Here is a 23,316-nt window from a genome sequence, read left to right on the forward strand (position 1 = left end):
GAAAGTATGGAAAAAAATATAATAATTAAGGGAGCAAAAGAGAATAATTTACAGAATTTAGATTTAACAATTCCAAGGGATAAGATGATCGTTTTCACAGGTCTGTCAGGCTCGGGCAAATCATCGCTTGCCTTTGATACGATATATGCAGAGGGACAGAAAAAATATATGGAAAGCCTTTCTTCATATGCTAGGCAATTCCTCGGAATGATGAAAAAGCCGGATGTTGAATCAATTGAGGGTTTATCTCCAGCAATTTCAATAGACCAAAAGACTACAAGTAAAAATCCAAGGTCAACTGTAGGCACGGTTACAGAGATATATGATTACCTGAGACTAATTTACGCCAGAATTGGAATCCCGCATTGTCCAATATGCGGAAGGGAAATTAGCAGTCAGTCTGTAGATACAATAGTGGAAAAAATTAATAGTGAAAAAGACGGAACAAGGGTCATAATAATGGCTCCTGTTGTGCGAGGCAGAAAGGGCGAGCATAAGAATGTAATATCGAGGATAAGGCGTGACGGATATATGCGTGTCAGAATCGACGGGGAAATTATGAGGCTCGATGAAGACGATATAAATCTTGAAAAGCAGAAAAAACACAATATTGAAATAGTAATAGACAGAATTGTTGTCAAGGATTCAAGCAGGAGCCGTATGGCGGAAGCAGTTGAACTCGCCATAAGAGAGGGAGAGGGACTTGTATATGTCGAGATAATAAATAAGGCGTCTATTCAAGTTTCTGAGGAAGACATGAGCACGAACTCTGAACCAAGCTCAAGAGAGGAAGTTTTCAGCACGAAGTTCGCTTGCCCCGAGCATGGAGCAGGAATTCCCGAGCTTGAACCTAGGACTTTTTCGTTCAACAGCCCTTTTGGAGCCTGTGATAAATGCACTGGTCTTGGTTTTACACTTAGAATTCCAGAAGAAAGACTCGTTTTGGACGAGAAGCTCAGCCTAAGAGAGGGAGCACTCGGAAATGTTTTTGGAAATCTCGATTCAATGGGCTGGTACAGACATATGCTTAACAGGCTTGCGATAGATGATGGAACAAATCTCGATGTGCCATATAGCGAGCTTCCGGATATTTTTAAGAAGGACCTTCTCTATGGAACGGGAAAAAGAAAGATAGAATACACATATACCAGCTCATCTGGTCATAAGTCGCATATGAATCATACCTTTGAGGGGATTATTCCTAGCCTTGAGAGGCGATATGGGGAAACAAATTCAGATTTTGTAAAAAATAAAATAGAAGAGATGATGGTTCAGAGGAAATGCCCTAAATGCGGGGGAAGAAAATTAAGACCAGAAGTTCTTGCGGTTACAATAGGCGGAAAGAATATTATTGAGGTTACGGAGATGTCTGTAAAAGAGGAGCTTGAATTTTTTAACAATTTAAAGCTCAGCGATACAGAAGAAAAAATATCCGGAATGGTTTTAAAGGAAATCAGGCAAAGGTTACAATTTTTAAAAAATGTCGGGCTTGGTTATCTCACTTTATCAAGGCAGAGTGCAACGCTTTCCGGAGGAGAATCTCAAAGGATAAGGCTTGCCACGCAGATAGGCTCAGGGCTGGTTGGAGTATTATATATTCTAGATGAGCCAAGCATCGGTTTACATCAAAGAGATAATGACAAATTGCTGATGAGCCTTAGAAAATTGACGGATATGGGTAACACCCTTATAATCGTTGAACACGACGGGGACACCATGAGAATGGCAGATCATATTGTTGACATAGGACCGCTTGCAGGAATTTCAGGTGGTAAGCTAGTTGCTCAAGGAAGTATAGAAGATATTATCGCTTGCGAGGAGTCAATTACAGGGCAGTATCTCTCCGGCAAAAAGTTTATTCCTATCCCGGATAAGAGGAGAGAGGGAAGTGGCAAGATATTAAAAATCTTAGGAGCTAGTGAACACAATTTAAAAAATATAGATGTCGATATTCCGCTTGGTAAATTTGTGTGCATTACAGGAGTATCGGGTTCAGGGAAAAGTAGCCTCGTAAATGAAATTATTTACAAGGGAGTAAAAAAAGAGCTAAATAGGAGCACGCAGGAGGCAGGCAAGTATAAGGAAATTAAGGGCATAGAAAATTTCGATAAGATAATTGACATCGACCAAAGCCCAATTGGTAGAACGCCACGATCTAACCCTGCTACATATACAGGAATGTTTACGCAGATAAGGGAAATCTTTGCTCAGATGCCTGAAGCCAAGGCTAGAGGATATAAGCCTGGCAGGTTCAGCTTTAATGTCAAGGGAGGAAGGTGCGAGAGCTGCCGAGGAGATGGCATTATCAAAGTGGAGATGAATTTTTTGCCGGATGTATATGTGCCTTGTGAAGTCTGCGGAGGGGCAAGATATAATCACGAAACCTTGGAAGTAAAATACAAGGGGAAGAATATTACCGAGGTCTTAGATATGACCGTAAGCGAGGCACTTAATTTTTTCGATAATCACAGGGGAATTAAGAGGTACTTAAAAACGCTAAGCGATGTAGGGCTTGGGTATATAAAGCTCGGGCAGCCGTCAACCCAGCTTTCAGGTGGTGAAGCACAGAGGGTAAAACTTGCAACAGAGCTATCTAAGCGTGGTACGGGAAATACCTTATATATACTCGATGAGCCGACAACGGGGCTTCATTTCGCAGATGTAAAAAAATTATTAGATGTAATCAATATGCTAACCGATCAGGGAAATACAATACTCGTGATTGAGCATAACCTCGATGTCATAAAGCAGGCAGACTATATCATAGACCTTGGCCCTGAAGGCGGAGATGAGGGCGGAGAAATAATAGCGAAAGGAACGCCTGAAGAGGTTGCTAATATTTCAAAATCTTATACAGGAAAGTATCTTAAAAAAATGCTGAATAATCACTAAAGATTATTCAGCATTTTGGTTATTCGTAAATTTAGTTATTCAATACTTTATTTATTCACAAAATCTCTATTCAGCATTATATTTGTGAAGCAATTCATGCTTTAAATTCCAAAGGGAATTAGATAAATCGACATAGTATTTCTGAGGATTGTCAAATCTAAGCATCGTACCCCAGAGCGTATCAAGCTGCATAGTGCAATATTCCTGTATTTCTTTAAGCGAAGGAGTTTTATATACGCATTTTCCCTTGTCGAATATTTTTACGAGAAGCTCCTTTGCTGTATAATTTGAAAGACGCTTTTTCTTCCATACGGCATCAGGGTCAAATATTGTAATAGGATCGCCATTTGGTGCGGGTTCATCTCTTAATGTTATCAAATCTGCAATCGCCTTGCCCGTCTCGTTGTCGAAAAATCTATATACATTTTTAAAGCCGGGGTTAGTAATCTTACCCACATTTTCAGAAATCTTCATCTTAGGAATCAATTTTCCGTCTTTTCCCTCAATTGCAGCAAGCTTGTAGACACCTCCAAATACAGGCTCGGACTTTGCAGTGATTAACCTCTCTCCGACTCCAAATGAGTCAATTACAGCTCCTTCAAGAATTACATCTCTTATCAGATACTCATCAAGTGAATTTGATATTACAATCTTGCAGTCCTCAAGGCCGTTCTCATCAAGTATTTGTCTTGCCTTCTTTGTCAGATATGTGATGTCACCGCTGTCTATTCTGACGCCCATCTTTTTTGGCTTTAACTCTTTAAATACCTTGATTGCGTTAGGTAGACCTGAGCTTAGTACATTATAGGTATCAATTAGTAAGGTTGCGTTATCTGGATAAAGCTCCGTATATTTTCTAAAGGCTTCATATTCAGTATCGAAGGACTGAATCCAGCTGTGTGCCATAGTTCCAAGTGCAGGGACGCCATATTCCTTATCGCAGATAGTGCAGGCAGTACCGACGCAACCAGCAATATAAGAGGCACGAGCACCGTAGATTGCACCTGAAGCACCTTGAGCACGCCTAGTACCAAATTCCATAACCGGCCTTCCCTGAGCAGCTCTTACAATTCTATTTGATTTGGTAGCTATCAAGCTCTGGTGATTAATTGTAAGAAGAAGATAACTTTCAATAAATTGAACCTGCATAATTGGTCCCTTTACGGTAACTATAGGCTCGTGAGGAAATATTGGAGTTCCCTCTGGAACAGCATATACATCGCAGGTAAACTTGAAATTTTCAAGGTATTCAAGAAAATCCTCTGAAAAACAGCCCTTGCTCCTGAGATATTCTATATCCGCCTCTTTGAATTTAAGATTGTTCATATAATTAATGAGCTGCTCTAGACCTGCCATAATTGCAAAACCGCCGTCATCAGGAACCTCTCTAAAGAACATATCAAATACCGCCTCTTTATCACGAACATCTGAATGAAAATATCCATTAGCCATCGTAAGCTCATAGAAGTCGGTAAGCAGGGTAAAATTAATAACATTTTCCATAATATATCTCCTTTTTTATACACAGAACCGCACCCATTCTTTGGTGCGGTAACAGTCAATTTAAAGATTTAAAATTATGTCGTAGTAAGGTCTTTCAAAACGGTTTCAACAGAAGTTCCCTTGCTAAAGCCCATTGTGCCTGTCTGAACACTGTCAAGAGTGAGATTAAGTGCATTTAAGGCATCTAAGAATTGGTCATAATTATCAAATAACTTCTTGTCGAAAATATCCTTAAAAGCGGTCTCATCAGTGCCTTCGAGAATTGTAATATTTACATCATCTCTAAGCTTTCCATTTTTAAAAGCAGTGCCCATTTTTATGGCAGAATTATTAGCTAAATCATCTTGCTCTTTGTTATTTTCCATAGCAATTTCTCTTTTTGCATTGCCCTCTGCAAGCTTATCAGGATATTTCATAAGAATATGAAATCTCCACAGGATAATAAGAGCTACTGCTAATATAATTATCAAAGCTAAGACGAGGTCATTAATGCTATGCCATTTGTTTTTCATCATAAGCCCCTTTCATGCAGGCTAAATATCTCAAATTTGATAATGATTATACACATTTATTTATGATTTTGCAACGGTAGCGAGGTGTGATATAATACCGCAGGTGACGAGAGAAATAGCAATTTAAAATAGATAAAGATGAAAGAATTAGTAATTAGAGAAAATGATGGAGACCAGAGGCTTGATAGATTTTTAAAGAAATTATTTAAAAGGGCTTCGCTTGGTACAATTTATAAGATTATCCGAAAAGATATTAAGGTTAATGGAAAAAGGGTAGGCGAATCATATCTGCTCAAAGATGGCGATTTGATAAGCATTTACCTTAATGACGATTTTTTCTCAGCCTATACTGCAAAAGATAATTCGAGAGATAGGATAAGGAGCAGAGCTAGAAGAAACTTTAAGATTGAATATGAAGATGATAATATTTTGATTGCTAACAAACCTTTTGGATTGCTAACGCATGGTGATTCAAAGGAGAAGAAAAATCATCTTGCAAATCAAGTGGTTGACTATTTAATTGAAAAAGGAGATTACAATCCAAGAGAGAGAACTTTTACACCGGCACCTGCTAATAGGCTTGATAGAAATACAACGGGGCTTGTTATTTTCGGGAAAAATGCGGTGGCAATGCGAGAATTAAATCGCATGATAAAGGGAGATTTTATAAGGAAGTTTTACAAGACAATTGTAATTGGAATTATAGAAGAGGAAAGTGTTCTTCGTGGTTACCTTTATAAAGATGAAAGATCAAATATGGTATTTATAAAGCCGAAAATCGATAAAAACCTTGAAAATTCAGACCTTAGCAGTGGAAAAGAAGTTATAACGGTGGTTAAACCTATCGAAAGATTCAGAGATAAGACCCTTGTCAGAGTTGAACTTGTTACAGGAAGAACGCATCAGATAAGAGCACATTTAGCAAGCATAGGTCATCCGATAATTGGCGATGTAAAATATAGTGGCAAGGAACTTTATTTGCAGAAAAAATTCAATTTAAATACCCAGCTTCTTCACAGCACGAGAATAGAATTTAAAGAGGAAATTAGAAATGAATTTGTTAGGCTTGGCTACTTAGCAGGAAAATCTATTGATGCAAAGCTACCAGATGAGTTTAAAAAAATAGAAGATTATCTTAGGAGAGTTTAGATAGATGAGTGAATTTATGAAGAGTTTGTTAAAGGATATATTGATAGCGATTGTTTTAGCAACGATTATCTTATTTTTTATTAGGCCTACTATAGTTAAGCAGACCTCAATGCAGCCTACATTTAATCCGAACGATTATGTTATCCTTTACAAGAGAGCTTATGCGAAAAAAATGCCTAAGAGGGGTGATGTCATAGTCTTTCAGAGCAAGCTAAAGGACGAAAAGGGCAAGGATAAATTACTGATAAAGCGTGTGATAGGGCTTCCGGAAGATGTGATTAGTGTAAGGGATAATAATCTTTATATAAATGGGAAATTGTATAGTGAAGATTATTTAAATGACGGAATAACGCCCGGATTCGTCGATGATTTAAAGGTTCCTGACGGAGAATATTTCGTGATGGGAGATAATAGGGTAGTCAGCCTTGACAGCAGGTCACCTGAGGTTGGAACTATTAAAAAGAGTCAAATCAAGGGGAAAGCCGTACTTAGATTATTCCCATTTAATAAGATAAAGAGGTTTTAATATTTTAGTATTTTTAAGGATATGAGCAGTAAATATAAAAAGACAGTAGCAAAAAATAAAAAAGCTTGGCATGATTATTTCGTAGATGAAAAACTTGAAGCCGGTATTGTGCTTACAGGTACAGAAATAAAGTCAGTTAGAATGGGAAAAGTCAGCATAAAGGAGAGCTATATAAAAATCGATAAAAAGGGTGAGCTCATAGTATATGGAATGCACATTTCGCCATATGAACAAGGGAATATTCACAATGTCGATCCTCTTCGTGAGAGAAAACTCTTGATGCACAAGAGAGAAATTGCAAGATTTCAAGGTAAAATAAAATTAAAAGGTGTGACAATTATACCTCTTGAAATGTACATAGATGAGAATGGCAGAGCAAAGCTTGAAATTGGAGTTTGCAGAGGAAAGAAGAATTATGATAAGAGGGAATCAATTGCGAAGAAAGATGCAAAGAGGAAGATGGATAGAGCGATAAAGCGTCACTAAATCAACTTGAAAATAGCATAATCGCATATTATAATGCACATAGAGTCAAAATATAATTTCAGCGAAATATAAAAACTGAAGTGAAATGTAATTTACAATTAAATATGGGGATGCACCGGTTTCGACAGGGGTATGGAACAAGGATAAGCGAGTCGTGGAGCCGAGTCCACGCTAAAAGCGGCCGTTAAATATAAACGCTAAAAATAACAACAACAATTTCGCACTAGCTGCTTAATTACAGCACAGCGAGTAAGCCGTTTTTCGCCTGCAGGAAGCGAGTCTTACAGGATATGCAGGAAACTCTTATGTGATTTCTCGGTAGCATAGGAGTATTAACGAGATAGCTAACCGGAAGTCTGCTGAATTGACGCTCGGAAGGCGAATATCAAAGAATCAGATACGCTCGTAGAAAGTCCTTCGGAAATATTTTTGGACATGGGTTCGAGTCCCATCATCTCCACCATAAGAAATAACCGCTGAATTTTCAGCGGTTTGATTTTTATTTAGTAAGCATAGCCAAAATACCATTACATATAAAACATAACAAAAAACCAAAAGAGGTAAATTATGATGTCAATAAGGGATAAACTCATAGAACTCGAGGACAAAGAATATGCTGATTTTCAGAGTAAATTGGTGCCAAATATTTCAAGGGAAAGAATTATCGGAGTTAGAATACCTAAGGCAAGAAAACTCGTCAAAGAAATTAGAGAGGAAGAAGCTAAGGAATTTTTGGCTGACTTACCTCACTATTATTATGACGAAAATATATTGCACGGGCTGTTAATTTCAGAGATTAAGGACTATACATCCACCATAAAGGAGCTTGATAGATTTCTTCCATTCATTGACAACTGGGCGGTTTGCGATATTATTTCACCAAAGGTTTTTAGGAAAAAAGAAAATAGAAAAGAATTGATAAGCGATATAAGAAGGTGGTCAAAATCAAAGCCTACATATACTGCTAGATTTGGACTTGAGATGCTCATGAGTCATTTTCTAGGCGATGATTTTAAAAAAGAATATCTTGAAATTCCATTGTCAATAAAAACAGATGAATACTATTTACAGATGATGATTGCTTGGTTTTTTGCAACGGCTTTGTCTAAACAGTGGGAAGAAACGATCAAAGTTTTGACAGAGAAAAAACTTGATACTTTTATCCAAAATAAGACAATACAAAAAGCCCGTGAAAGCAGGAGAATTACAAGAGAGCAAAAGGAATTTTTAAAAAGATTAAAGAAATAATTACAAACAAAATACTAACAAAACACAGAAAAAATACAGAGGAAATACAAAGGAAATATGGAGGATATGTAGAGAAAATATATAAGTATATATAGAGGGAGCGAAAAAAATAAAATAGATATAATTTAATTCAGAATTTAATCAAAAATTTTTTGCAAAAAAGAGCATTTTTTCATGTTCTTTTTTTAATAATATATTGAATTATCTTTCTAAAAATTATACTATTACAGTAATGATTTAATCTGCTCATACTGGGTAGATTTTACGGCTAGGATTTATATGTCGAGTGATGACAAATGATGTAAAAAGTCAATTTATTTATAAGGTTAATTATAAGGAGAAGGTATGGATTTTGTGAGAATTGCAAATGTAAAACTAAGGAGGGCAGTGGTTTTAATCTTGACGATTATGATGATTATGACCTCCTTGCCACTCAATGTTTTTGCGGGTTCAGATTTTAATTATGACAAGATACCCGATGAGAAGGCAAAGTTCTTAAATAAGGAGCCTGCTGACAATCCCGCTGATTTTGGAAAGGATCCGGCTACTAAGGAAGAAGCAAATGCTCAAATTAAGAATTCTGCTATGCCTATGCTTTACAATATTAAGGCTGAATACAAGGCAAATAAGGATGATGAACTCGTTCATCTTTATAATCCTTATGAGGCAACTGTAGGAGATGATCAATATACTTATAAGGATTACAAGGGTAATGTTCGTAATGTTTTGACTGAGGCTGATAAGAAAAAGATAAAGAAGATAGTAGATCTCCCTGAGATAGACGGATATACCAGCCCTACGAAATCTACGGATATTAATTACGACTATGTAAAGAAATACGCACAAGACATAGGAAAGATGAAGCCAGGGACCTACAAATGGATTGGAGTCAAACCATACATTTATGAACCTATCGAGAGCACTGTTAGGGTAAAACATATCTTCCAAGACTTATATGATAAGAACAAATATGGTCTTAAAGATGGAGAAACTGAAATAAGATATACAACGGAAACAGGGCTTGTAGGTTCTGAGATTACTGTGCATCCACTTAATGAAAGAGATAGAAAGGGATATATCCCTGAAAAAACAGTAATCAAGACCAGAGTACCTGATAATAGAGATGACATAATTATCGAATATAGGTATAACAGGGACTCGTTTGCAATTAAGTATGATATGCAGGGTGGAAGTGATATTCCTTCACAGAAGCTTTACTATGGACAGACAATACCTAATCTGAATGTAAAACCGAAGAAAGTCGGCGGTATATTTGAAGGCTGGATGTCGGATACGGACTTAAATTACAAAGATGCTAGTGGCAATATTAAAACCTTGCCTAAAAATACAAAGTTCGACATGAAGGATTTCAAAGATGGAATCAAGGATGCTATGCCTGCTCGCGACATTAAATTTACGGCTTTATGGAAAGACGAGCCTAAGGCAAATTACACAATTCAATTCTGGACAGAGAAGGCTGACTCGGTAGGATATGATTACATAGGAGCTAAGATTGTTAAAGATGCTGATACTGGGACTAGACCTGATCTATCACTTATGATGCCTTCTGGAATTAAATTTCCAGAAATAGATAAGTCTTTAACCGAAGATGCTAAAGTAAAAGAGTTAAATAAATACTATGTAAGAAATGAAGACAAGATAATTAAAGAAAATACAGAGAAGGTTAAGCAAGATGACGGGACAAATCTTGCTATGTCTAAGAAGGTTCAGCCTGACGGTAGAACCACATATAATATCTACTACGATCGCCAGACATATACAATGCTATTTGAAAAATTCTGTATAGATGAACCTGAGGCAGGTTTCCCAGCTAAAGAAGCAAAGATGGTACTTCCTGATGGAACAAAATATGATTCTACTAAGGACGTGAACAATCCATATAAATTTAAAGCTAAGTTTGGCGAGAGAATGAAAAAATGGCCTAACGATATGTGGCTCATAGGGGAAGGTGGAATTGACTTTGATCCAAATATGAGTTTTATAGGCTGGCAGTTAAATTCAGAAAATAATGGAAATCTCGACCAAAGTCTATATCTTGACACTCCGCCGTACTGGCTAACATCAAAGGATTTTATAGATAGAGATTTTACTGAACTAGACCCAGCTGTAACGCCTGCAACTCACTCAACTTCAACAGGAGAAAAATTACCTGAAAGAACTATTTCTCTTGGCCCTTGTTCAAGTGCAGAGTATCAATTCGCTATATATTATATGGAATATTTGTTTGAGGGCATCGATGGTGCGTTACACTACGATCCTGATATGTCATATACCAAAATTGACACAATCGTTCCATACGAATATCCTTCTCCGGGTATTGTAGGATTTAAGCCTAAGTATGAGGGAATTAATCCTGTAGAAGATGCGTTACTGCGCCCTGAAATGAAAACAGGATATACGGAGGATCTCTCGAAAGAGTCTTTTGATGAGCTTGGCAATAAATTAGATGAATATGAAAAAAATAGAAAAAATAATGAGAAGTCATTCTTTGATCCTATTGCTCAGAATGGAATAAATGGTGTTCCTTTCAAAGATATTCCTAAATACCGCTTTGCATTTACATATGAGCGTGAGAAATACAAGATATATCTTGATACGGATTCGTCAGATATAAATGAACAATCTGAGCTTGCAAAGAAAAAGCTTGCAAGTGGTAAAGATGCAACTGTTTCTGATGTATACTATGATATGCCTCTAAGAAAACTAAATCTTGATGAAAAATATAAGCTCACTGAGGCAGATAGACCTGCCAATGTGCCTGAAGACTTTGTATTCAAGGGATGGGCAATGGACCCTCAGGGCACCAAATTGATTAAAGATACCATTGAGCCAGCTGAAAAACTTGAGGCTGAAATTGCTGATAAGTATGAAGAACTTGCTAAGAATTCTAAGGATAAAGATAAGAAATTCAAAATACAGAATGAAATAAAAGAATTAAAGGCTAAGCTTGGCGATGCTGACGCTAATATGCCTAATTATGATATAGTTCTTTATGCAAAATGGGGTGAGCCTGATAAGAACTATAAGGTGAAATTCGATCCTAATGGCGGAACACTCAAGGACCTAGATCCTCTTGATATTGCTGCATTTAAAGATGGCGAAATGATTAAAACATCTGTAGATAATCTTACTTATTCACTTCCTAAGAAGCTTGGTAACGAGGGAGATGTACAGGTATTTAGTGTTAAGAGCAGAATGAGCATTAAATATCCACCTGAGCCTAAGAGAAAGGGATATGATTTCCTAGGCTGGGAACTTGTAAGGCATAATAAAGACGGCTCAGTAGACACATCATTTGTTGATAAATATGATGTCCCTGAACTATATGCTTTTGGAAATGAAGTGGTTGAAGATAGCTATCTAAAGGCTATATGGGTTAAGAATGACCTAGTTGATATTCCGGCAATTCATATTTTCCTCGATGAGAATTTCAAAGAGAAGAAAGATGAGAGAAAACCTTTAACTGTTCCTAATAGAAGAGTTGGAGAATATGCTGAAGCTATTGCTAAATATCAGGGTCAAACTAAGCTGACAATTCCTAAGGCTGAATGGGAGAAATTAGAGAGGAAGTCAAGCGAGTACAAAGAATATGTAGATAAAACCGGTAGACATAATACATATAGTCAGGAATTAAAGGTTGAACCAAAGACCCTTAAGAAAGCTGGCAAGGAAGTAGCTAATCCTAATGTTGAAAATAATATATTCAAATTCTTCTATAGAGATTTTACGAAGAGACATTATAAGGTTAATTATTTAAGCACAACTGAAAAAGATGCTGAAAAACTGCCTGCAATAGGTAATATGCCAGCTGGTAGCTTCAAGATAATAGATACTGAAGAAGTTACAAGCGGATGCACGGATTATGATTCAGTAAATTATAGAGAGATACCGGGCTGGAAGATAATAAGCACGCCACAAAGACAGCTTTTCTATGATATTAATGCTGATAATGAAATGGAAGGAATTAATGGAATTAAATCAGACGAGGTTAATTTCTATTATCAAGATGTTCGTGTAATTAAGCGTAAAACAAGTGATGCTATAACTCCTGACGGATACCACAGAGTTGTATTCAAAGCTGATAGGGATGGCTCATTTGGAGTAGATGCTGATGGAAAGAAGATTAAAGAAGTAGTATATGATGTAATTGACGGTCTTGAGTTTAAAAATATTGAGGTTCCACCAGAGCAAAATATTGGCGGAACGCTAAAGGCACCAGTAATTACACCAGATCCTAATGCTAAGTTTGTTGAATGGAATGATTCAAGACTGCTTGATAAAAATACAGTTATAAGACAGGATTATACATTTACTGCTAAGTTTAAGCCTATCAGTGATGTAATCGAGATAAAGACTGGTAAAGAAAAGGTTCAAGATTATTTCGTAGATGTTTATGTCGATACTACTGATAGGGCTGACGCGGATGTTAATGATAACCAATACACCGGTGATAAGAAATTGCATTTCAAGGTCAATCCGGAAAAACAGGTTGTAATTCCAGTAAAAGAACCTAAGGGTGCAGTTATAAAGGATAAGAATGGAAATCCTATTACAAATGCCTTTGGAATTAAACAGCGTTGGCAGTTTAAGGAATGGCAGGTTGAAAACAAGGATAAGGTATGGACTAAGGGTGAAAAGATAGAAGATAAGTTCACTGATAAAGTCACAACAATCGTTGCTAAATACAATTTGAAAGGGACACCTATAGATCCTATTCTTACAGCAAATACCATTCCTGCATTTGAATCATCTAAGGACGGTCAAGGCGGGTGGATTAATAACTTCGTGCCTACTAAGGATAAGTACGATGAAGCTCTTAAAGATATAATGAAGAAGGATGGTTATAAGTCATATAAGATAATAACCTCTGATAATGAGATCTATAATAATCTAAAGGAAGATGGAAAGCCTGTAGCTGACGACCAGCCAAGGACATTTAATATCAAGGCTGAGGTAAGCTTTGAAGATGGTAGAAAGACTATAGTAAATATTCCTATAAAGGTATTTAAGAATGTTTATCGCAGTCTAAATGATGGAGAAAAGCCTGATGTTGTCAAGAATAATGAGGAGCTAAAGGATTATGTAAAAGTTACAGTAAATCCTACAGATTTGGCAAAGGATAAGACTAAGAAGGTTTATTATGTAAATCCTAAGGCTAAGGTTATAATACCTGAGAAAGACCCTACGCCAATTGATAAGCATACTTTTAAAGGCTGGTATTATATAGATAAGACAAAGATTACAGAGGATAATCCTACAGGAAGAGTGGAGGTTGACTTATCTAAGTTACAAAATATTCCTAAGGACACAGAGATAATCGCTTCTTATGAAACTCCTGCTACGCCGATTATTCCTCTTAAGCCTGAGGCAAAGCAGATAGTTAAGAATATCGGAGATACTCTGACTGTTGATGATTATGAAAAGGCTATAACTCCGCCTAAGGACAAAAATGGCAAAGAGCTGAGAAAGATTAAGGCTGTAAAGATTGTTAATCCTATTGATAAAAGGGTAACAACAAAGGAATCAGGTAATTTCAAAGAGTTAATTGAAGTTATATATGAAGATGGTGCAACATATAAGATTAATGTTGATGTTAAAGTTCTTCCTGATTATGTAGAGCAGACCGGAAATGACAAGCCTGATGTTCCTGATAATTATGTAAAGGTAGTATTTAAGCCTACGGATAAGGCAGAAGATAGCAAAGAAGTTATCTACTGGGTAAATCCTAAGAAAGAAGTAGAGCTACCTATTACAGAACCTAAAGGAAAGAAAGCGGTTATAGTAGACGGAAGAAAGACCGATTATGTATTTAAGGAGTGGCACTTTGAAGCTGATGATAAAGTATTCGATGTGAAAGATAAGCATCAGTTCAAGGATGAGACAGTATTTATAGCAAAATATAAGAAGGTCATAGATGCGGGAATAATTACTCCAGTACCTAATATCAAATCTACCGGAATAACTGTAACTGAGTCACTCAAGGATGGAGATAAGTGGATAAATAATTTTATTCCTAGTGAAGATGATTTAAGAAAAGGCATCAAGATTGAGAACAAAGATGGCAAACTTGAGGGAATTCCTGACGGAGCTAAAGTCGAATTTGGTGACGGTAATACTGACACATGGAAGAAATATGATGACCTTGAAAAGGTACTCTACGAAAAGCTCAAGGAGAAGGATGATGGAAATAATCCAAGCCGTAAAGAGAGCATAAAAGCAAAGGTAACAATAGATGGAGTCTCTAAGATTGTTGAAATTCCTATAAATGTTAATAAGAACATTTATGAGGCTAAGACCTCTGGTGATAAACCTAATTATGTTCCTGATGGATTTGTTAAGGTAGAGCTTGATCCAACAAAGGACGCGGTAGATTCACAAAAGAAATTCTACTATGTAAATCCTAAGGCTTTAGTAAAAATCCCAGGCAAAGATCCTTCGCCTGCAACTGATAAGGTATTTACAGGCTGGGTACTTAAGGAAGGGAATAATGATGAGAAGCCATACAGCTTGCCTGACAGATATAAATTTACAGAGAATGAAAATGTAATAAAGGCTGTCTTCGTACCTGATGTAGTAGAGCAAACAGGTAAGGACAAGCCAAATGTTCCTGATTACTTCGTTCAGGTAATTGTAGATTATACTAATAAGGCAAAGCTAAAGGACGGAGAAAAGTCAGTTCGCACATTCTGGGTAAATCCAAATAAGGAAGTTACGATACTTGACAAGGACCCTGTGCCTGAAGATAATTGGACCTTTGAAAAGTGGACCAAGGGCGATGAAAAAATTAATATGACAAGCCCTAATAAGTTCACAGAAAAGGTTACAAAGGTTACAGCAAGATACTCACGAGAGATGACACCTATCGAAGATCTTGATCCTAAGATTAGCGAAGTCGAAACATATGTAGGAAAGACGCCTGAAAATAATGACTACATCAAAAAACTTGTTCCGCCTAAGGGTAAGGAGATAGATAAGATAAAAGTTATCACAGTTCCTGATGTAACAAAGCCTGGTAAGACAAAGACTACGGTAGAAATTATATATAAAGATGGCTCTGGAACAACAGTAGACATTCCTGTAATCGTTAAGGATAATATCTATCCTGCAGATGGAAATGGCAATAGAACGCCTGATACACCTGATAATTATGTTAAAGTTGTAGTAGATCCAACTGACCATGCTAAGGATTCAAAGAAGAAGATTTTCTATGTAAATCCTAAGGTTGAAATAGGACTACAGATAGACGATCCTGAGGGACTTGAACACTGGAACTTCCTAAATTGGAAAGTGGATAATGATACATTTGATACCAAAGCAAATCATAAATTTGATAAGGATACTACAATTTATGCGGTTTGGAATAAGGATCCTAACTTAAAAGTTAAGGATATTACAATCACAAAGGGAGACGACTTAGATTTAAAAACTCTGATTGTTAAGGCTGACGACCAAGAGGACGGAAATCTAATTGATAAGGTTGAGATTGTTTCCACAGGTGGATTTGATAAAGACAAACTTGGAAAATATGAGATTGTCTTTAGATTAACCGATAAGAATGGTGCTGTAACAGAAGCAAGGGCATTTGTAACAGTAGCTTCTAAGCCTATCAAGCCGGACGGAAGTACTTCGACAAATGGTGGTAAAAATTCACCAACTACAGGCGATAGCACTTCTAATGGATTCTTATATCTAGGCACCTTGGGAATAGCTCTGCTCCTCGCTATCCTAGGCAAAAGAAGAAAAAATGATAGCAATAATTAGAGCTATAATTTAAACCGTTATTTAAACCATTATTAAGTTTGCTATCAACATGGCTATTAAACTTAGCCATCAAAACCATTATTAAAACTGTGATTTAGGCAGGTACTTAATCATAGCGAAGCCTCTTTATCCGAATGGATTAAAGAGGCTTTTTACATATTTTAGTATTTTCTACAGAAGATGAAAATTTGACAACTATAACAGTGTGTATTACAATGAAATACACAAAGGAGGAAAATATATTATGGCTATTTCAGTAAGATTAAATCCTCAAGATGAAAAATTGTTTAGGTCTTATGCAAAGACAAATAATATTTCGCTATCTGAACTATTTAGAACTGCTGTTTTTGAAAAAATAGAAGATGAATATGACCTAGCTGTATATCGTGAAGCACTAGAGGAGTATGACAAAAATCCAATTTCCTACTCTCACGAAGAAGTGTGCAGAATCTTAGGTATTGAATAATGTACACTTTAAAATATAGTGAAAGGGCAATAAAACAATTAAAGAAGCTCGATAAAGGCACACAGAAGTTGATTTTAACTTGGCTAGGGAAGAACCTAGAAAACTGCGATAATCCTAGAATAAAGGGCAAAGGACTTACGGCAAATCGAAGTGGAGAGTGGCGATATAGAGTGGGCAACTATCGAATTATATGCGATATAAGGGATGAGGAGTTAATTATACTTGCCTTATCCATTGGACACAGGAGAAATATTTATTAAATGCTAGTTTAAAAAGTTAAAAAAATATAAAAAATTATATATGATAATATCAGAGCAGATTGAATTTAAGATATGAAAAATCACGGTTAATTCCGTGTTTTTTTATATAAAAATAAGATAAAAATTTTAAAATACAATCTAAAACAATAAATTCATGTAACAGCCCATAAAATATATTATAATCATAATATAAAAGGAGATGGCTAAAATGATTTCTTATAAAAATGTGTCAATGGAATATCCTGAAAGTGGAAAGGTTCTTGATAATCTCAATTTTAATATTGAAAAGGGAGAATTTTTTGTAATTGTTGGACCTAGTGGAAGTGGAAAGACGACAAGTTTAAAACTCATTAATAGATTGATTGAACAGACAGACGGAGATATTTTTTTTAATAATAAAAAATTGAAAGATTATAATTTGAGGGAACTTAGGCTTAAAATTGGTTATGTTTTACAAGAAATTGCACTTTTTCCTAATCTTACTGTTTTTGAAAACATCTCACTTATACCTGAAATGAAAAAAATGGATAGAGAAATAATAGATGAAAAAATAGATTTTCTTTTAAATAAAGTAGGACTTGAGCCAAATAAATATAAGGATAGATTTCCAGAAGAATTATCAGGAGGAGAAAAGCAAAGGGTTGGAATATTAAGAGCGATAATTTCGGGTCCTGAAATTTTACTTATGGACGAACCATTTTCTGCACTAGATCCAATAAGTAGGATTAATCTTCAGGATTTGATAAAAGAACTTCATGATGAGTATAAGATAACAACCGTATTTGTCACACATGACATGAGTGAAGCTATAAAGCTGGCAGATAGAATCTGCTTTATGAAAGAGGGTAAGGTAATTCAGATTGCTACTCCTGAAGAAATAGTTAAAAATCCTGAGAACAAATTTGTTAGCAAGTTCTTAGGTAATGAAAGTGAGATAGGCTATGAATGATTTGATTAGAACATTTACAGAGAGAAAATCGGAGTGGTTTATAGCTCTATTTGAGCATCTTCAAATTTCAATGCTATCCCTAGTTATCGCAGTTATAATTGCTGTACCTTTGGCAATATTTTTTACAAATAAGAAAAGGGTTAATGAATTTATACTCCAGATAACAGGCATTTTTCAGACCATACCCTCCCTTGCACTCCTAGGTCTTTTTATACCATTAGTTGGAATAGGCAAGCTTCCTGCAGTTATAGCTCTGATAGTTTATGCAATATTTCCAATATATCAGGGAACTTCAACCGGTTTTTCTGAGATTGACCCTTCGCTTGAAGAAGCAGGAACAGCATTTGGCATGACTGAATGGGAGAAATTAAAAAAATATAAGCTCTCCCTTGCCATGCCCGTTATCATGTCTGGAGTGAGAACCTCAGCAATCATGATTATTGGAACTGCAACACTTGCAGCCCTAGTTGGAGCAGGAGGGCTTGGCTCTTTTATTCTACTGGGTATCGATAGAAATAATTCATCATTAATACTTATCGGTGCTATTTCATCAGCCTTGCTTGCAATCATATTTGGAATACTAATAAGGATATTACAAAATAAAAAGCCGAGGATAATTTTTATTTCAATTCTCATAGTAATATCATTAACAATGGCAAGCCTTATTCCCTTTGCCAGAATGGGGCAGAATAAAATAGTTATAGCAGGAAAGCTTGGTGCAGAGCCAGAAATTATTATCAATATGTATAAAGAACTTATAGAAGATGAGATGGATATTGATGTTGAAATTAAGCCCAATTTTGGGAAAACAAGTTTTTTATATGAAGCACTAAAGTCAAGGAGCATCGATATATATCCTGAATATACGGGCACGGTAATAAGTTCACTTTTAAAAGAAAATACAAAACTTAATTCAAATGACGAGAAAGAAGTATATAGGATTGCAAGAGATAAGATATTTGAACAGGACAAACTCGTCTATCTAAAACCCAGTAAATTTCAAAACACATATGCACTAGCAGTGAGAAAAGATTATGCCATAGATAATAATCTTGAAAAAATCACAGATTTAAAAAAAGTAGAAAATAAAGCAATTGCGGGATTTACTTTAGAATTTAATGATAGAGAAGATGGAAATCTAGGATTAAAAAAAGACTATGATTTAAATCTAGATGTTAAGACAATGGAACCAGCTCTTAGATATAGGGCAATATCAAATGGGTCAATTGATTTAACAGATGTTTATTCAACTGATAGTCAAATAATAACAAATGATTTAAAGGTATTAATAGATGACAGAAATCTATTTCCGCCATATCAGGTTGCACCGATAATGCGTGAGGATACGCTCATCAAATATCCGAGATTAAAAGAGGTTTTGTCAAAACTAAGTGGCAGGATAAGCTCAGAAGAGATGGCTAAGATGAATTATGAAGTCGATGTAAATGGTAAATCTGCGAATGAGGTTGCAAGGGAATATCTAATAAAACAGAAGCTAATTAAAAAGTTTAGGTAATCAATACCCCAAATTTGAAAAAAACAAAAGTTTAGGGAGTACATACCCCAAACTTGCAAAAAATAAAAGTTTGGGGAATCGAAACCCCAAAAATGATAAGAGAGCTTGCTCTCTTATTTTTTTAAAAGAGTAAATTGTATTGAAAAAGGTACATAAATTGGATATGATTAGGGCAAAGATTAAGATATAGGAAAATATAGAAAAAGTTAGTGTTTTTTAGAAAAGGAGTGCATTATGGATAAGCAATTAGAGCCTTTATTTACACCATGGAAGATTGGAAATTGTGAAATCAAAAATCGCTTCGTTTTAACATCCATGGGTGGAACCAATATTTTTGGCTGGATGGAAAAAAATCATTTCGACAAAGCTGGAGCTGAATTTCTTATGGAGGTTGCAAAGAACAATGCAGGGCTTCTTTTGCCAGGCTGCCAACCGATATATAATCCGATGTTTGGGCAGTGGCTTTATAAAAATGATCAGATGTATAAGGATCTTGCAAAGTGGATGCCTGAATTTCATAAGACAGGAGCAAAGCTATTTATTCAATTAACTGCCGGCTTTGGTCGCTCTTTTACTATAAGCAAGATGATGGAAACGCTTTATACGAATAAATTCTTGAGATTTATATCAAAACCCGTAATGGATCTCGACAAGATAACTGCAGCACCTAGCCCATCTCCTAACCGCTGGTCTGACAAGGTGCCATCAAGAGAGATGACAAAAGAAGAAATTTATGAGTTTGTTCTTGCTTTTGCGAAGACAGCAAAGAAGTTAAAAGAAGCTGGAGTCGATGGTGTTGAAATTCATGCGGTCCATGAGGGATACCTACTTGACCAATTCACACTGAAATATATAAATAAGAGAGATGACGAGTATGGAGGCTCATTTGAAAATCGATACCGTTTTGCTGTAGACATTGTAAAAGCGATAAAAAAGGTCTGCGGAAAGGATTTCCCTGTGTCGCTTAGGTATAGCGTTATTTCAAAGACAAAAGGATTTAGACAGGGAGCACTACCGGGTGAAGATTATATCGAAGCAGGTCGTGATATGGAGGAATCCGAGAAGGCTGTAAAATATTTAGAGGAAGCCGGATATGATATGCTTAACTGCGACAATGGTACATATGACGCTTGGTACTGGGCACACCCACCAATCTATATGCCTGAGAATTGCAATCTTAATGATGTAGAACATATAAGTAAATTTGTGGATATTCCGGTAGTATGTGCAGGAAGAATGGACCCTTACACGGCAGCTAAGTCAATTGAATCTGGAAAACTTGACGGAGCAGGTTTTGCTAGAAATTTCCTCGCTGATCAGGAATGGATAACAAAACTCAAAGAAGATAGGAAGGAAGATATTAGACCTTGCATTTTATGCCATAATGGTTGCTTTAATATGTGCCATTATAAAGGTGTACCTAACGACCAGCCACTTGAAGATAGCTTGCATCTTGCGAGATGTGCTGTCAATGCAGAAACCATGCAGACTGACAAGCATTATATTAAAAAGACGGATACTCCTAAGAAGGTAATTATAATAGGAGCAGGCATCGGTGGAATGGAAGTGGCGAGAGTTCTTAAATTGAGAGGTCATGAGCCAGTAATTTATGAGAAAACAGGCTTGCTTGGTGGAACCTTTATTGCTGCAAGCAGTGAAAGCTATAAGGGAAAACTTAGGGATTTGCTTAAATGGTATGAGCGTCAGATGAAGGAAATGGATATAGAGATTCATCTAAATGAGGAGATTACAGACCTTTCAAGGTTTGACGGAATGGAAATAGTTATCGCAACAGGAGCAAAACCTCGCGTCCTAAGCAAGATAAAAGGACATGAAAAGATGATTGAAGCGTGTGAATACCTGCTTGGCAAGGAAGTAGGAGAAAAGGTTGCAATTATAGGGGGAGGGCTTACAGGCTGTGAAATTGCTTACGAACTTGCACTTCAGGGCAAAAAACCAATAATCGTTGAGATGAAGGATGACTTAATTTCTCAGACGGGAGTATGCCTTGCAAACAGCTCATATCTTCGTGAATGGTTTGAATTAAACAAAATCCCAGTATACCTTGAGACAGGGCTTAAAGAAGTTCAGGATAATAAAATTATTTGCCAAGATAAAAATGGGAAAGATTTTTCAATCGACTGCGATTCTGTTATAAGCTCAACAGGATATGTTCCAAATCCTTTAGTTAAAGATTCAAAGGAAGCAAAGTTGGTCGGAGATTGTAAAAAAGTTGGAAATTTAAGGACGGTAATTTGGGAAGCCTACGAAGTGGCAATGAAAATTTAGGAGGAGCTATGAATTTAACTGATGAGCAAAGAAAAATATTGAATGGAAGCCAAGGCGAGATTATGGCAAAGGTTATGGAAACGATGATGAGATATGGAGAGCTTTTCGGTGCGGATTCAATGGTTGAAATTACAGGAAAGTACAATCATCTTGTAACTTCCTTTGGACTTAAGGGAATTGCAGCCGTTTATGAGCTTATGGATAAATTGATTGAAGCAGGCATATCTTCATCGCAAAAGTTTTCAATGGATCCAAGACCTCTTGACCCAAATGTTCCATCTAATTTTCTGCAAGATTTCGTCTTTAAGAAGATTATGTATACCAGGCAGGATAGTTACGAAAAGCAGCTGAGAAAACTTGGAGCTTTGAGTGATGATGCCTATACCTGCACCTGTTATATGGACGAGGTCGGAAATGTGCCAAAGGAGGGCGATGTCCTTTCTTGGGCAGAGTCATCTGCGGTCGTATATGCGAACTCGGTCTTAGGTGCTAGATGCAATCGAAATTCTGGAATAATTGACCTTATGGGCTCAATACTTGGATATGTTCCTAAGTTCGGTCTTATCACTGATGAGGGGAGAAAGGCTAAGTGGATTGTAGAAATAAAAACCAAGAAAAAGCCTGAGGCACAGCTCCTCGGCTCTGCAATAGGAATGAAGGTCATGGAAGATGTTCCATATATCATTGGACTTGATAAATGGCTAAAGGTATTAGATGATGATGCAAAGACCTATCTTAAAGACTTCGGTGCGGCAACTGCATCAAATGGCTCTGTAGGACTTTATCATATAGAAAATCTGACACCTGAAGCTAAAAAGCAGGGAAGAGATTTGATAAATAAAGATGCTAAGGTATATGTAATTGATGATGCTGAGCTAAAAAGGGTATATGATAACTATCCTATAATGTGGAAAAAGACGAATGCAAAACCTAAGATGTGCTTTATGGGCTGTCCTCATATGAGCATATCACAGCTCAAAGACTGGGCAAAAAAGATAGATTTATCACTTAAAGAAAACAATTTAAAAAAGGTAACAATTCCAACTGTATTTACAGCAGCACCTCAGGTTCTTGATAAATTTAGAGGCACTGAAGAATTTGAGATTTTGGATAATGCGGGAGTGATTTTATCCTATATTTGCCCGCTTATGTATATGAATAATCCTCTATGTGCTAGAATGCCCGTAATAACTTCAAGCAATAAGCTCAGGACATATACAACAGCAAGGTATTATACAGATGAGGAGATATTGAAACAGATTACAGGAGGTAGTAAGTTATGAAAACTTTTCAGGGAAGAGTAGTCGCAAAAGGTAAGGTAACTGCACCTGCACTTGTTTCGCACCAGGGTCTTAACACGCTAGCATCATTTCAGAAAGCATTGCAATTCGGAGATAAAGACGCAACCTGCGGAGATCAGGATAATAAGGATTTATTTGGGAAAAAGATGGCAGGAAAAGCCCTATGCCTACCGAGGACGATAGGCTCTACAACAGGCGGACTTGTAATTTACTGTGCCTGCTCATTAAAGAGGCAACCGGCGTGCATGCTTTTTTCAGAGCCAATTGATTCGCTTGCAGCAGCAGGGGCAATTTTATCAGATGTTTGGCTTGATGATGTATCGATGCCGGTCATAGATTCACTTGGTGAGGAATTTCTGAGCTATGTCAAAGACGATATGGAAATCATGGTAGAAGATGGAGGAGTTGTTAAAGTTAAGGGATAAGAATAAGCAATA

At 36.4% G+C, this 23,316-nt stretch carries 15 protein-coding genes and 1 other RNA gene; 14 read left to right on the forward strand and 2 right to left on the reverse strand.

Translation table 11 applies throughout. The features are described from left to right. Positions 1 to 6 precede the first annotated feature (6 nt). Positions 7 to 2,892, forward strand: a complete 2,886-nt coding sequence (gene uvrA, locus BQ5371_RS04605) for an excinuclease ABC subunit UvrA (protein ID WP_071132741.1) — start codon at positions 7 to 9, stop codon at positions 2,890 to 2,892. Between the two features lie 66 nt (positions 2,893 to 2,958). On the opposite strand, the gene BQ5371_RS04610 is transcribed toward uvrA, so the two are convergent. Further along, the gene (locus BQ5371_RS04610; RefSeq protein ID WP_071132742.1) at positions 2,959 to 4,395 is read right to left on the reverse strand and encodes a nicotinate phosphoribosyltransferase; all 1,437 of its coding nucleotides are present in this window, start codon (positions 4,393 to 4,395) and stop codon (positions 2,959 to 2,961) included. Positions 4,396 to 4,469: 74 nt separating this feature from the next. Beyond that, complete coding sequence (locus tag BQ5371_RS04615; protein ID WP_071132743.1) at positions 4,470 to 4,907, reverse strand: hypothetical protein; 438 nt, start codon at positions 4,905 to 4,907, stop codon at positions 4,470 to 4,472. A gap of 138 nt (positions 4,908 to 5,045) precedes the next feature. Here BQ5371_RS04615 and BQ5371_RS04620 point away from each other — a divergent pair, with 138 nt between their 5' ends. The 13 genes from BQ5371_RS04620 (at position 5,046) to BQ5371_RS04680 (ending at position 23,304) form a co-directional block, all read left to right on the forward strand. Continuing rightward, positions 5,046 to 6,056 (forward strand): RluA family pseudouridine synthase, encoded by a 1,011-nt coding sequence (locus BQ5371_RS04620; protein WP_071132744.1) that lies wholly within the window; start codon positions 5,046 to 5,048, stop codon positions 6,054 to 6,056. A 4-nt stretch (positions 6,057 to 6,060) separates the two neighbouring features. Continuing rightward, positions 6,061 to 6,582 carry a signal peptidase I gene (gene lepB / locus BQ5371_RS04625; protein ID WP_071132745.1) on the forward strand — a complete coding sequence of 174 codons (522 nt, stop codon included), beginning with the start codon at positions 6,061 to 6,063 and terminating at the stop codon, positions 6,580 to 6,582. A gap of 21 nt (positions 6,583 to 6,603) precedes the next feature. Next, positions 6,604 to 7,068, forward strand: coding sequence for an SsrA-binding protein SmpB (smpB, locus tag BQ5371_RS04630; RefSeq protein WP_071132746.1), 465 nt, complete (start codon positions 6,604 to 6,606; stop codon positions 7,066 to 7,068). Positions 7,069 to 7,174: 106 nt separating this feature from the next. After that, positions 7,175 to 7,531, forward strand: a transfer-messenger RNA (tmRNA) gene (gene ssrA, locus BQ5371_RS04635). A gap of 104 nt (positions 7,532 to 7,635) precedes the next feature. Further along, complete coding sequence (locus BQ5371_RS04640; RefSeq protein ID WP_331462937.1) at positions 7,636 to 8,316, forward strand: DNA alkylation repair protein; 681 nt, start codon at positions 7,636 to 7,638, stop codon at positions 8,314 to 8,316. Positions 8,317 to 8,661: 345 nt separating this feature from the next. Then, positions 8,662 to 16,098, forward strand: coding sequence for an InlB B-repeat-containing protein (locus BQ5371_RS04645; RefSeq protein ID WP_071132747.1), 7,437 nt, complete (start codon positions 8,662 to 8,664; stop codon positions 16,096 to 16,098). Between the two features lie 244 nt (positions 16,099 to 16,342). Continuing rightward, the gene (relB, locus tag BQ5371_RS04650; protein WP_071132748.1) at positions 16,343 to 16,564 is read left to right on the forward strand and encodes a type II toxin-antitoxin system RelB family antitoxin; all 222 of its coding nucleotides are present in this window, start codon (positions 16,343 to 16,345) and stop codon (positions 16,562 to 16,564) included. Further along, complete coding sequence (locus BQ5371_RS04655; protein ID WP_331462938.1) at positions 16,564 to 16,824, forward strand: type II toxin-antitoxin system RelE/ParE family toxin; 261 nt, start codon at positions 16,564 to 16,566, stop codon at positions 16,822 to 16,824. Before relB ends, BQ5371_RS04655 begins: the two co-directional genes overlap by 1 nt. A gap of 208 nt (positions 16,825 to 17,032) precedes the next feature. Further along, positions 17,033 to 17,773 carry an ABC transporter ATP-binding protein gene (locus BQ5371_RS04660; RefSeq protein ID WP_071132750.1) on the forward strand — a complete coding sequence of 247 codons (741 nt, stop codon included), beginning with the start codon at positions 17,033 to 17,035 and terminating at the stop codon, positions 17,771 to 17,773. Next, positions 17,766 to 19,289 carry an ABC transporter permease/substrate-binding protein gene (locus BQ5371_RS04665; RefSeq protein ID WP_071132751.1) on the forward strand — a complete coding sequence of 508 codons (1,524 nt, stop codon included), beginning with the start codon at positions 17,766 to 17,768 and terminating at the stop codon, positions 19,287 to 19,289. Before BQ5371_RS04660 ends, BQ5371_RS04665 begins: the two co-directional genes overlap by 8 nt. Before the next feature lie 234 nt (positions 19,290 to 19,523). Beyond that, positions 19,524 to 21,578, forward strand: coding sequence for an oxidoreductase (locus BQ5371_RS04670; RefSeq protein ID WP_071132752.1), 2,055 nt, complete (start codon positions 19,524 to 19,526; stop codon positions 21,576 to 21,578). An 8-nt stretch (positions 21,579 to 21,586) separates the two neighbouring features. Beyond that, positions 21,587 to 22,861, forward strand: coding sequence for an aconitase X (locus BQ5371_RS04675; protein WP_071132753.1), 1,275 nt, complete (start codon positions 21,587 to 21,589; stop codon positions 22,859 to 22,861). After that, on the forward strand, positions 22,858 to 23,304 hold the full coding sequence (locus BQ5371_RS04680; protein WP_071132754.1) for an aconitase X swivel domain-containing protein: 447 nt from the start codon (positions 22,858 to 22,860) through the stop codon (positions 23,302 to 23,304). The genes BQ5371_RS04675 and BQ5371_RS04680 overlap by 4 nt, the downstream gene beginning before the upstream one ends. The last annotated feature ends 12 nt before the right edge of the window (positions 23,305 to 23,316 follow it).

The organism is Alterileibacterium massiliense (genome assembly GCF_900104645.1).
In the GTDB taxonomy this organism is placed as follows: Bacteria; Bacillota; Clostridia; order Peptostreptococcales; family Anaerovoracaceae; genus Alterileibacterium; species Alterileibacterium massiliense.

Excerpts from the sequence above, each read along its gene's own strand:
- uvrA (WP_071132741.1), top strand. The coding sequence starts at position 7 with ATGGAAAAAAATATAATAATTAAGGGAGCAAAAGAGAATAATTTACAG.
- BQ5371_RS04610 (WP_071132742.1), bottom strand. The coding sequence starts at position 4,395 with ATGGAAAATGTTATTAATTTTACCCTGCTTACCGACTTCTATGAGCTT.
- BQ5371_RS04615 (WP_071132743.1), bottom strand. The coding sequence starts at position 4,907 with ATGAAAAACAAATGGCATAGCATTAATGACCTCGTCTTAGCTTTGATA.
- BQ5371_RS04620 (WP_071132744.1), top strand. The coding sequence starts at position 5,046 with ATGAAAGAATTAGTAATTAGAGAAAATGATGGAGACCAGAGGCTTGAT.
- lepB (WP_071132745.1), top strand. The coding sequence starts at position 6,061 with ATGAGTGAATTTATGAAGAGTTTGTTAAAGGATATATTGATAGCGATT.
- smpB (WP_071132746.1), top strand. The coding sequence starts at position 6,604 with ATGAGCAGTAAATATAAAAAGACAGTAGCAAAAAATAAAAAAGCTTGG.
- BQ5371_RS04640 (WP_331462937.1), top strand. The coding sequence starts at position 7,636 with ATGATGTCAATAAGGGATAAACTCATAGAACTCGAGGACAAAGAATAT.
- BQ5371_RS04645 (WP_071132747.1), top strand. The coding sequence starts at position 8,662 with ATGGATTTTGTGAGAATTGCAAATGTAAAACTAAGGAGGGCAGTGGTT.
- relB (WP_071132748.1), top strand. The coding sequence starts at position 16,343 with ATGGCTATTTCAGTAAGATTAAATCCTCAAGATGAAAAATTGTTTAGG.
- BQ5371_RS04655 (WP_331462938.1), top strand. The coding sequence starts at position 16,564 with ATGTACACTTTAAAATATAGTGAAAGGGCAATAAAACAATTAAAGAAG.
- BQ5371_RS04660 (WP_071132750.1), top strand. The coding sequence starts at position 17,033 with ATGATTTCTTATAAAAATGTGTCAATGGAATATCCTGAAAGTGGAAAG.
- BQ5371_RS04665 (WP_071132751.1), top strand. The coding sequence starts at position 17,766 with ATGAATGATTTGATTAGAACATTTACAGAGAGAAAATCGGAGTGGTTT.
- BQ5371_RS04670 (WP_071132752.1), top strand. The coding sequence starts at position 19,524 with ATGGATAAGCAATTAGAGCCTTTATTTACACCATGGAAGATTGGAAAT.
- BQ5371_RS04675 (WP_071132753.1), top strand. The coding sequence starts at position 21,587 with ATGAATTTAACTGATGAGCAAAGAAAAATATTGAATGGAAGCCAAGGC.
- BQ5371_RS04680 (WP_071132754.1), top strand. The coding sequence starts at position 22,858 with ATGAAAACTTTTCAGGGAAGAGTAGTCGCAAAAGGTAAGGTAACTGCA.